The sequence below is a fragment of the Cryobacterium tepidiphilum genome (assembly GCF_003716325.1).
Classification (GTDB): Bacteria; Actinomycetota; Actinomycetes; order Actinomycetales; family Microbacteriaceae; genus Cryobacterium; species Cryobacterium tepidiphilum.
The window spans coordinates 41,112-50,983 of the sequence record NZ_RDSR01000026.1; the positions used below are offsets into that span (position 1 = coordinate 41,112).

The window sequence follows — 9,872 nt, forward strand, 5'->3', positions numbered from 1 at the left end:
TGACACTCGTTGTTCAAGCCTAATCCCATCGGTCGCCGCCTGCGGCCACCACGGTGGGGGACTAGCGTTGTTCCCATGCGGTTTTATGGGCAAGAGCCTCGTCACGACCTCACCTACTCCGACGTGTTCCTGGTACCCGCGCGGTCCGGAGTCGCGAGCCGCCTGGACGTGTCGCTGGCACCCGGTGACGGGACCGGTGCGACCATCCCGATCGTGTCGGCGAACATGAACTCGGTGACCGGCCCGCGCCTCGCGGCGACGCTCGCCCGGCGCGGCGGATTGGGCGTGCTGCCCCAGGACATGCGCCTGCAAGACCTGGACCAGGCCATCCGCTGGGTGAAGGACCAGTCGGTGCGCTTCGACACGCCCCTCGACTTCCGGCCCGACGACACGGTCGCCGACGCGCTGGCCCTGGTGCCGCCCGTGGACGGCCAGGGGATCGTCATCCACGCCACCGACGGCCAGTACCTCGGCTGCATCGTCGCGTCGCGGCTGGCGACCGCGCTGCCGGATGCGCGCCTCGGCGACCTGCTGCACGGGTCGCTGCCGTCGCTCGAGGCCGACGACATCGACAGCCCCCGCCGCGCCTTTGACGTGATGAGCGCGGCCGGCATCGACTTCGCCCCGGTGCTCAGCCACGGCACGGTGGTCGGCACGCTGAGTCGCACGAGCGCGCTCCGCTCCACGCTGTACAGCCCGGCCGTCGACGCCGACGGCCGGTTGCGGGTCGCCGCGGCGGTGGGCATCAACGGCGACGTGGCGACGAAGGCGAAGGCCCTCGCCGCCGCCGGCGTCGACGTGCTGGTGCTCGACACGGCGCACGGCCACCAGGCGGGGATGCTCAAGGCGATCGCCACGGTCGCCGACCTCGGCCTCGGGCTGCCCATCGTGGCCGGCAACGTCGTGACCGCCCGGGCCGTGCAGGACCTCGTGAAGGCGGGCGCCGGCATCCTGAAGGTGGGCGTGGGGCCCGGGGCCATGTGCACCACGCGCATGATGACGGCGGTCGGGCGGCCGCAGTTCTCCGCCGTGCTCGAGGCCGCCGAAGCGGCCCGGGAACTCGGGGCGCACGTGTGGGCGGACGGCGGAGTGCGCTATCCGCGGGACGTGGCCCTCGCGCTCGCCGCCGGGGCGTCTTCCGTCATGATCGGGTCGTGGTTCGCCGGCACCGTCGAGGCGCCGGGCACGCTCAACACGGATGCCGACGGCCGGCTCTACAAGGAGAGCTGGGGGATGGCATCGACCAAGGCCGTGCAGGAGCGATTCGGCCGGCTCGACGCCTACGAGCTCGCCCGCAAGACCCTCTTCGCCGAGGGCATCTCGAGTTCGAAGATCTACCTCGACCCGCTGCGCCCGTCGATCGAGGACCTGCTCGACATGATCACCTCCGGCGTGCGCAGCTCGTTCACGTACGCCGGTGCGACCAACCTCGCCGAGTTCCACTCCCGCGCCCTGGTCGGCCTGCAGTCGGCGGCCGGCTACGAGGAGGGCAAGGCGCTCCCGGTCTCCTGGTAGCGGCGATGCGATTCGCCCTCCGACCACGTTTCGGCGGGGCGCTATCGCTGGAGCGGGCGCGGTTTGCCGAAACGAGGTCAGGCGGGCGCAGCGGGCGGAGGACCCGCGGCTTGCGGCCGCAGCCGCGGCTATAGTGGTATGACGATGGACGACCCCCCTCCTGCCCATAGACCCTCGCCCGTGATGGGGCTCGGCGATGCTTGAGTGGCTGATGCTCGCGATCGGTGTGATCCTCACCGTCGGCACGGGCTTCTTCGTCGCCAGCGAGTTCTCGCTGGTCAATCTCGACCGGTCCGACCTCGAGGCGCGCCGGCAGGCGGGCGAGACCCGCCTCGGCATGACCATCGAGGCGCTCAAGATCACCTCGACGCACCTGTCCAGCGCGCAGCTGGGCATCACGCTCACGACGCTGCTCACCGGCTACATGTTCGAGCCGGCCATCAGCGGCCTGCTCGGGCCCGTTCTCGTGGCGGCCGGGCTCTCGGCCGCGGTCGTCAGCCCCATCGCCGCGATCACGGGCGTGGTGCTCGCGACCCTGATCTCGATGATCGTCGGCGAACTGGTGCCGAAGAACTTCGCCCTCGCCCTGCCGCTGGGCACCGCGAAACTCGTGATCCCGTTCCAGACGGTGTTCACCGTGGTGTTCAAGCCGGTGGTGCTGCTGCTCAACAACAGCGCCAACGGGCTGCTGCGGATGGCCGGCATCGAGCCCAAAGAGGAGCTCTCCGGCGCCCGCACCGCCGAGGAGCTGTCGTCGCTGGTGCGCCGGTCCGCGAGCGCGGGGCTGCTGGAGAAGGACACGGCCACCCTGCTGCACCGCACCCTCCTCTTCTCCGGCCACACCGCATCCGATGTGATGACCCCGAGGCCCCGGCTGGCGAGCGTGCCGCGCACCGCGTCGGCGCAGGCGGTCGTCGAGCTGGCCCAGCAGACCGGCTACTCCCGCTTCCCGGTGGTGGATGACAGCATCGATGACGTCTCCGGGATCGTGCACATCAAGCAGGCCGTCGCCGTTCCCCGCGACCGCCGCGACGACGTGCCGGTGTCCGCCCTGCAGTCGGAGGCGGTCCGCGTGCCCGAGACGATGAAGCTCGACGTGCTGCTGGGTGACCTGCGCGGCCGTGGATATCAGATGGCGGTCGTCGTCGACGAATACGGCGGCACCGCCGGGGTGGTCACCCTGGAGGACCTCGTCGAGGAACTCGTGGGGGAGGTCGCCGACGAACACGACCGCGCCCGGGCCGGCGTCGTGGTCGGCACCGGTTCCCTCACATTCCCCGGCATGCTGAGGCCCGACGAGCTCCTGGAACGCGCCGGGGTCGTCGTACCGGAGGAGGGCCCATACGAGACAGTGGCCGGCTACGTCATGAGCGAGCTGGGCCGGTTGCCCGTCGTCGGGGACACCGTCGCGGTCGCCGGCGGCGAGCTGCGGGTGGAACGCCTCGACGGCCGGCGGATCGACCGGTTGCGGTTCACGCCGGCGTCCGACGTCACCGCGGCGTCTCCGGGCACTCCTGCTTCGCTTGACAACCACGACCAGACCGCAGGGGAGGCCCGCCGATGAACGACTGGGCAGCCCTGGCCTGGCTGGTCTTCCTCTTGCTCGCGAACGCCTTCTTCGTCGCCGCGGAGTTCGCCGTGATCTCGGCAAGGCGATCGCAGATCGAGCCGCTCGCCGAGTCCGGCAAGCGCAGCGCGAAGACGGCGCTCTGGGCGATGGAGCACGCCACCCTCATGCTGGCCACCAGCCAGCTGGGCATCACGATCTGCTCGCTGCTGATCCTGAACGTCTCCGAGCCGGCGATCCACCACCTCCTCGAAGTGCCGCTGCACCTCACCGGCTGGAGCGACGAGGTGATCGCGGGCGTGGCGTTCTTCGTGGCACTCTTCATCGTCTCGTACCTGCACGTGGTGTTCGGCGAGATGGTGCCGAAGAACCTGTCGTTCTCGGTCCCCGACCGCGCCGTGCTCATCCTCGCTCCGCCGCTCGTGTTCTTCGGGCGGGTGTTCCGGCCGGTCATCATCGCCCTGAACGCGAGCGCCAACGCGGTCGTGCGCCTGTTCGGCGTGCAGCCGAAGACCGAGGCCACCAGCACCTTCACCCTGGACGAGGTGGCGACGATCGTCACGCAGTCCACGCGTGAGGGCGTGCTGCTCGACAGCACCGGCGCGTTGAACGCCGCGTTCGAGTTCACCAATCGCAAGGTGACGGATGTCGCGCTGCCGCTTGACGCGCTGGTGAGCCTTCCCGAGACGGCGACGCCCTCTGACGTCGAGCGTGCCGTCGCGAAGCACGGGTTCTCCCGCTACGTGCTCACCAACGACGCCGGCGAACCGACCGGGTACGTGCACCTCAAGGACGTGCTCGACCTGGACGTGGGGGCGTCGGAGGAATCCGGGAAGCCGGCCTATACCGCGCCGGTGCCGGCCAAACGCATCCGCCAACTGGTGTCGATCTTCGAGGGCACCGACCTGGAGGACGCGTTGGCGACCATGCGCCGCTCCGGTGCGCACCTGGCTCGGTCATTCACGATTGACGGTGAGACCACCGGCGTGCTCTTCCTCGAAGACATCATCGAGGAGCTTGTCGGCGAGGTTCAGGACGCCACCCGGCGCGTGTGATCCTGCTCGCGGTCGGCGCATTCGGGCTCGATTGCGGACCCTGAGCGGCGTAAGCTGATGTGGGGGAGATCAGAGGGATTCTCATGTTGGACAAGGCAGAGACGATCGCGGTGCTCCCGGCAGCCGACCTGCAGCGGGCACGCGGCTTCTATCAGGACAAACTCGGGCTCGGCACACCCGAGGAGACCGCCGACGGCGGATTGATGTACCGCTCGCCCGGCGGATCCCGATTCCTGGTCTACGAGACCGGCAATGCGGGAACCGCCAAGAACACCGCCATGTGCTGGGAGACGGATGACCTCGATACGATGATGAGCGACCTCCGCGGCCGCGGTGTCACCTTCGAGGACTACGACTTCCCGGGACTGAAGACCGAGAATGGCGTGGCGTCGAACGAGGGGGAGCGATCCGCCTGGTTCGTCGACAGCGAGGGAAACATCCTCTGCCTGGCGGAAATGAGCTAGTGGCGCCTCGCCTCAGGTAAGGCGTGCGCGCAGGTACTGCGGCGGCCAGTAGCCGATGTCTGCGCCCAGCTCATGGGCCGCACGCAGGGCGAAGTGCGGGTCGCGCAGCAGTTCACGGCCGAGCATGACGGCGTCGGCGCGCCCGGACGCGACGATGTCTTCCGCCTGCTGTGGCGTGGTGATCAGACCAACGGCGTTGACGGGCAGGTCCTCCTCGTTCTTCACGTGCTCCGCGAAGGGGACCTGGTAACCGGGACCCAGCGGAATCTGCACGCCGACGGCGTTGCCGCCGGTGGAGATGTCGAAGAAGTCCGCACCGGCATCCTTCGCCCAGCCGGCGACGACGGCCGTCTGGTCCTGATCCCAACCGCCGGGCACGTAATCGGTGGCGGAGAAGCGAACGAGCAGCGGAACGTCGTCGCCGATCGCGGCCCGGACCTCGCGCACCACCTGGAGCAGCAGCCGGGCGCGGTTCTCGAGGCTGCCGCCGTACTCGTCGGTGCGCTCGTTGGAGAGCGGGGACAGGAACTGGTGCAGCAGGTAGCCGTGCGCAGCGTGGAGTTCGAGTACATCGAAGCCGGCGGCCACCGAACGGCCGGCCGCCGCCACGAAGTCATCGACGATCTGCCGGATCCCGGCAGCGTCGAGTGCGCGCGGGGTGTCGTAGCCGGGGAACGGTACGGCCGAGGGCGCCACTGTCGGCCAGCCACCGTCTTCGACCGGCACGGTTCCGTGTCGGTCGGTGCCCCAGGCGGGCCAGGTGGAGGCCTTCCGCCCGGCGTGGTTCAACTGGATGCCCGCCGTCGCTCCCTGCCCGTGCAGGAAGCCCACGATGTGCGACCATGCCGCCGCCTGTTCGTCGTTCCAGATGCCGGTGTCCTTGTCGGAGATCCGGCCCTCGGGGCTGATGGCCGTCGACTCCGCCACCACGAGGCCGGTGCCGCCCGTGGCCATGGCGCCGAGGTGCACCAGGTGCCAGTCCACCGGCACGCCGTCGCGTTTTTCGACGCTGTACTGGCACATCGGCGAGGCCCAGATGCGATTGCGCACGGTGACGCCGCGCAGGGTGAGCGGCTGGAACAAGGCGACCGATGCCATGACGACTCCCGGGTGTACTCGACGACCACCGGTCTTCGTTGTCCGGCATCCGAACTGCTGCTTCGAACCCAAACAATCTATCGTGAGTGACATGGTGAAACCTCGTGGATGGCTGGAATGGGAACCCGAGCAGGCGCGCAATTGGATCGCGGTGCCCTCGGAGACCGACGACAAGTACTCCCGCGGGGTGCTCGGGATGCACACCGGTTCGGAGAATTATCCCGGGGCCGCTGTGCTCGGAGTGGAAGGCGCGATGCGTGCCGGAGTGGGGATGATCCGCTTCCTCGGCCCACGGCGTGCCGCTGCGCTCGTGCTGCAGCGCCGGCCCGAAGTGGTCATGGTTCCCGGCCAGGTGCAGGCCTGGCTGCTCGGTTCGGGCATGAACGCCGATGAGCGCGATTCCGTCACCGACGCCGCTCTCGACCACGCGCTGGCGCAGGAGCTTCCCAACGTTCTCGACGCCGGGGCACTCGACTTCGCACACCACAGCGGGGGCCCGACGGTGATCACCCCGCACTACCGGGAACTCGCGACACTCCTCACCAATCGGGGCAAGCAGGTCAACGTCGACCAGGTGGCGTCTGCCCCCGCGGAGTGGGCGATCAAGGCAGCGAAGCATCTGGGCGTGACGGTGTTGCTCAAAGGTTCGGCAACCCACATCGCCTCTCCCAACGGCGCTCGCCTCGTCGTCTCCGGCACAACCGACTGGCTCGCAACGGCCGGCACCGGCGACGTGCTGGCCGGCATTCTGGGGGCCCTCGTGGCCACGCATTCCGCCCAGGTGAAGGCGGACCCGGACACCCTGGCCGCGCTGGCCGCCACGGCCGCGCTGGTGCAGGGGAACGCCGCGGTGATCGCCTCCGGCGGTGGGCCCATCGCCGCACTCGACGTCGCCGAAGCCGTTCCCGCGGCCATCGCCGCGCTGCTCGCCTGACCTGGTGCGCATCCGCTCCGCCCTCCTGCCGTGGGTGGCCTTCGCCGCGGTGCACGCGATCCTCATAGCGTTGTGCCTGTTCGGCCCCGGCCAGCCGCTCGGCGACGTGGACTGGGTCTACCGCACCTGGGTGACGACGGCGGTATCAGGTGGTCCGGTGCCTGGCATCGACGTGCCGTTCGTGTACCCGGTGCTGGCCTTCGTTCCGATGCTGGCCGCGCACCTGCTGGCGCCCGGTGCGTACGCCCTCGGCTGGCTCGCCCTGGTCACGCTCGTCGATGCGGGCGCCTTCGCCGTGCTCCTCGGCCGCCGGCGCCGTCCGCGCCGCCTGGCGGCTGCCGGGTGGTGGCTCGCGTTCCTGCTGTTGCAGGGGCCCACCGCCCTCGCCCGCATCGATGCGATCGCCGTGGCGCTCGTGATCGTCGCACTGCTCGTTCTTGCTCGGTATCCCGCCTGGGGGAGCGCGTTGCTCACGCTCGCCGCCTGGGTCAAGGTGTGGCCGGCGGTCGTGGTCGGAGCCCTCGTCGTCACCTGCCGTCACCGGCTGCGGGTCGTCGCGGCAGCCGCCGTCACCACGGTGCTCGTCGTCGCGGTCGCCCTCGCCGTGGGGAGCGGCGGGAACGTGCTCAGCTTCATCACCCAGCAGACGGGACGCGGCATTCAGATCGAGGCGCCGGTTGCACTGCCCTGGCTCTGGCAGGCGGCCCTCGGCGGTGGCAGCGTCATCTACTACGACCGCGACATCCTCACGTTCCAGGTCTCGGGCGCGGGCACCGACGTCGTCAGCGCACTCATGACGCCCCTGCTCGGGCTCGCGGTCCTGGGCATCCTCGCGTTCGGCTGGTGGGCCCAGCGCCGGGCGGCGCCGTTCGAGGCGTTGTTTCCGCCGCTCGTGCTCGCGCTCACGGTGGCACTCATCGCGTTCAACAAGGTCGGCTCGCCGCAGTTCATCAGCTGGCTGGCCGCCCCGGCGCTGCTCGGCATCGTGCTGCAGGGTCATCGATGGCGCCTTCCTGCGGCGCTCATGCTGCTGCTGGCAGCGCTCACACAGGTGATCTACCCCTACCTCTACGACTGGCTGCTCGTCGCGAATCCCGCCATGTTGTTCGTGCTCACCGTGCGCAACGTGCTGGAGTTCGTGGTGCTGGCGGTCGCCCTCCGCGCCGTGTGGACGGCAGGGCGACGAGGGAGCAGGCTGGACACTGCGCGCGATGCACCGGTCATCACGGCGACGAAGGAGTGAACCATGCTTGTCGCATTTTCCGTTTCCCCGTCCGGCGGGGACAGCAGCGACTCCGTCCACGACGCCGTGGCGGCCGCGGTGCGGGTGGTGCGGGACTCCGGCCTGCCCAACCGCACGGATTCGATGTTCACCACCATCGAGGGCGAGTGGGATGAGGTCTTCGAGGTGGTGAAGAAGGCGACGGATGCCGTGGGCGCCTTCGGAACGCGCGTTGCGCTGGTGCTGAAGGCCGACATCCGCCCGGGACACACGGGCGAGCTCGACGGCAAGGTGGAACGCCTCGAGCAGGCGCTGGGCGACGCAGGATCCTGACGTTCGCCCGTGCGGCATGCCGGGCAGGCTGTCGTGGCTGCTAGCGTCATCGTCGTGCCCTTCCTGAAACCCGTGACGCTCCAGGGCGAGCTGGTCACCCTCGAGCCGCTGTCTTACGACCACCACGACGAACTCATCGACGCCGTCCTCGACGGGCGGCTGTGGGCCCTCTGGTACACGTCGGTGCCTGCTCCCGAGGCGATGCGCGCCGAGATCGACAGGCGGCTGGGCCTCCAGGCGGAGGGGCGGATGCTGCCGTTCGCGGTGCGCCGCAACGACACCGGCGCGGTGTGCGGGATGACGACGTACATGAATGTGGATGCCGACAACCGCCGCGTGGAGATCGGGTCAACGTGGACAGCGGCCGGCGCCCAGCGAACAGGCATCAATACGGAAGCCAAACTGCTGCTGCTGACCCACGCCTTTGAGGCGCTGGGGTGCATCGCCGTGGAGTTCCGGACCCACTGGATGAACCACCAGTCCCGCACGGCGATCGCGCGCCTCGGCGCCAAGCAGGACGGCGTGCTGCGCAACCACCAGCGGATGCCCGACGGTTCGCTCCGCGACACCGTTGTCTTCTCGATCATCGAGTCGGAGTGGCCGTCGGTGCGGAATCATCTCACGCACGGCCTGCCTCGTCGCTGACGGGTCTCCGACGCCCCTACGCGTTTCGCGTCTGTTCGAGCTGGTCGAGGAGGCGGGTGGGTGATTTCGTGGCGGGTCGCCATCGTCCGGTTCTGTCGATCCAGGGTGGGGCTTTGATCTGTGGTGACCCGTCGATCATGCGGATCTCCCACCCCGAGGTCTCGATGGTGCGGTGGTGGAACCAGCACAAACAGACACCGTTGCTCGTGTGGGTGGGTCCGCCGTCCCGGTCGGGCCAGACGTGGTGGATTTCGGTCCACGCGGCGGGGATGTCACAGCCGGGAATGATGCAGCCGCCGTCGCGGAGCATGATCGCGCGGCGTTGGGCCCGGTTGAAGGTGCGTTCCTTCGACCCGAGTTCGACGATCTTGCCGTTTTTCTTGAGGACGACTTTTTGGAGGCCGCCGGCGCAGATCATCTGCCGCACCGCGTCCATCGAGATCGGTGTCTCCACCCCGTCGATGTGACCCACACCCCGGTTCGCTGCCAGGTCTTCCTGGCGGACGCTGACCAACACGGTCGGGGCGTCTCCGGCGATGGTGGGGGTTTCGGTGGCTTTCGCGGCGGTGGCGACGATGACGGCGAAGATGTCGTGCCGTTTCTGGTCCGGCGTGCGCGTGTCGCCCGGGTCGCGGGTCTCACCGCGGGCGGCGAGTTCTTCGTCGATGAACGCGACCGGGGCGGTGCGGGGGCTCATATACGCGTCGATGACGCGTTTCGCGGCAGCGGCGGTCTCAGGCATCAGCATTCCCGACACGGGGATCAGGCCGCCGTGTTCGCGTCCGAAGCGCAGGCCCCGGTTCTGCATGGCCTGCTCCTCGCGCGGCTCCGCCCCGTCGGGGTTGAGGTGCGCTAGCCAGAGGCCCGCCTGGACGCGGGAGAGGTCCGCGGACACCGGCACCCCGCTGTCTTCCCCGCTGTCTTCGCTGGTGCCGGTCGCGGCGGCGACGAGGGCCGCCTCGGCCAGGCCGAGCTGGTCGGGGTGCACGCGCGGCAGTGCCGGGGTGAGCACGGTGATGATCGCGTCCGCCCCATCCAA

Annotated in this window: 10 protein-coding genes; 8 read left to right on the forward strand and 2 right to left on the reverse strand. The window is 69.4% G+C overall.

The genetic code is table 11. The annotated features are described in order from the left end of the window. Positions 1-75: 75 nt before the first annotated feature. The 4 genes from guaB1 to EEJ31_RS12945 all read left to right on the forward strand — a co-directional run bounded on the left by guaB1 (position 76) and on the right by EEJ31_RS12945 (position 4,601). Positions 76-1,515, forward strand: a complete 1,440-nt coding sequence (gene guaB1 / locus EEJ31_RS12930; RefSeq protein ID WP_123046703.1) for a GMP reductase — start codon at positions 76-78, stop codon at positions 1,513-1,515. 196 nt (positions 1,516-1,711) lie between these two features. Continuing rightward, positions 1,712-3,079, forward strand: a complete 1,368-nt coding sequence (locus tag EEJ31_RS12935; RefSeq protein WP_123046704.1) for a hemolysin family protein — start codon at positions 1,712-1,714, stop codon at positions 3,077-3,079. Continuing rightward, complete coding sequence (locus EEJ31_RS12940; protein WP_123046705.1) at positions 3,076-4,137, forward strand: hemolysin family protein; 1,062 nt, start codon at positions 3,076-3,078, stop codon at positions 4,135-4,137. The genes EEJ31_RS12935 and EEJ31_RS12940 overlap by 4 nt, the downstream gene beginning before the upstream one ends. An 83-nt stretch (positions 4,138-4,220) precedes the next feature. Further along, on the forward strand, positions 4,221-4,601 hold the full coding sequence (locus EEJ31_RS12945; protein WP_123046706.1) for a VOC family protein: 381 nt from the start codon (positions 4,221-4,223) through the stop codon (positions 4,599-4,601). 12 nt (positions 4,602-4,613) lie between these two features. On the opposite strand, the gene EEJ31_RS12950 is transcribed toward EEJ31_RS12945, so the two are convergent. Further along, complete coding sequence (locus tag EEJ31_RS12950) at positions 4,614-5,699, reverse strand: NADH:flavin oxidoreductase/NADH oxidase (RefSeq protein ID WP_123046707.1); 1,086 nt, start codon at positions 5,697-5,699, stop codon at positions 4,614-4,616. Between the two features lie 91 nt (positions 5,700-5,790). Here EEJ31_RS12950 and EEJ31_RS12955 point away from each other — a divergent pair, with 91 nt between their 5' ends. Genes EEJ31_RS12955 through EEJ31_RS12970 form a run of 4 tightly spaced genes read left to right on the forward strand, consistent with a single transcriptional unit; the run spans position 5,791 to position 8,833 of the window. Further along, positions 5,791-6,633, forward strand: a complete 843-nt coding sequence (locus tag EEJ31_RS12955) for an ADP-dependent NAD(P)H-hydrate dehydratase (protein WP_123046708.1) — start codon at positions 5,791-5,793, stop codon at positions 6,631-6,633. Positions 6,634-6,637: 4 nt separating this feature from the next. After that, on the forward strand, positions 6,638-7,876 hold the full coding sequence (locus EEJ31_RS12960; RefSeq protein ID WP_123046709.1) for a glycosyltransferase 87 family protein: 1,239 nt from the start codon (positions 6,638-6,640) through the stop codon (positions 7,874-7,876). 3 nt (positions 7,877-7,879) lie between these two features. Beyond that, positions 7,880-8,188: a thiamine-binding protein gene (locus EEJ31_RS12965; RefSeq protein WP_123046710.1), complete on the forward strand. Its 309-nt coding sequence runs from the start codon at positions 7,880-7,882 to the stop codon at positions 8,186-8,188. 54 nt (positions 8,189-8,242) lie between these two features. Further along, positions 8,243-8,833, forward strand: coding sequence for a GNAT family N-acetyltransferase (locus EEJ31_RS12970; RefSeq protein ID WP_123046716.1), 591 nt, complete (start codon positions 8,243-8,245; stop codon positions 8,831-8,833). 16 nt (positions 8,834-8,849) lie between these two features. Here the strand turns inward: EEJ31_RS12970 and EEJ31_RS12975 are convergent. After that, on the reverse strand, positions 8,850-9,872 hold a 1,023-nt coding region (locus EEJ31_RS12975; RefSeq protein WP_158603959.1), incomplete at its 5' end, for an HNH endonuclease signature motif containing protein.

Bases quoted from the DNA above. Each gene is read 5' to 3' on its own strand.
- guaB1 (WP_123046703.1), top strand. From the start codon at position 76: ATGCGGTTTTATGGGCAAGAGCCTCGTCACGACCTCACCTACTCCGAC.
- EEJ31_RS12935 (WP_123046704.1), top strand. From the start codon at position 1,712: ATGCTTGAGTGGCTGATGCTCGCGATCGGTGTGATCCTCACCGTCGGC.
- EEJ31_RS12940 (WP_123046705.1), top strand. From the start codon at position 3,076: ATGAACGACTGGGCAGCCCTGGCCTGGCTGGTCTTCCTCTTGCTCGCG.
- EEJ31_RS12945 (WP_123046706.1), top strand. From the start codon at position 4,221: ATGTTGGACAAGGCAGAGACGATCGCGGTGCTCCCGGCAGCCGACCTG.
- EEJ31_RS12950 (WP_123046707.1), bottom strand. From the start codon at position 5,699: ATGGCATCGGTCGCCTTGTTCCAGCCGCTCACCCTGCGCGGCGTCACC.
- EEJ31_RS12955 (WP_123046708.1), top strand. From the start codon at position 5,791: ATGGTGAAACCTCGTGGATGGCTGGAATGGGAACCCGAGCAGGCGCGC.
- EEJ31_RS12965 (WP_123046710.1), top strand. From the start codon at position 7,880: ATGCTTGTCGCATTTTCCGTTTCCCCGTCCGGCGGGGACAGCAGCGAC.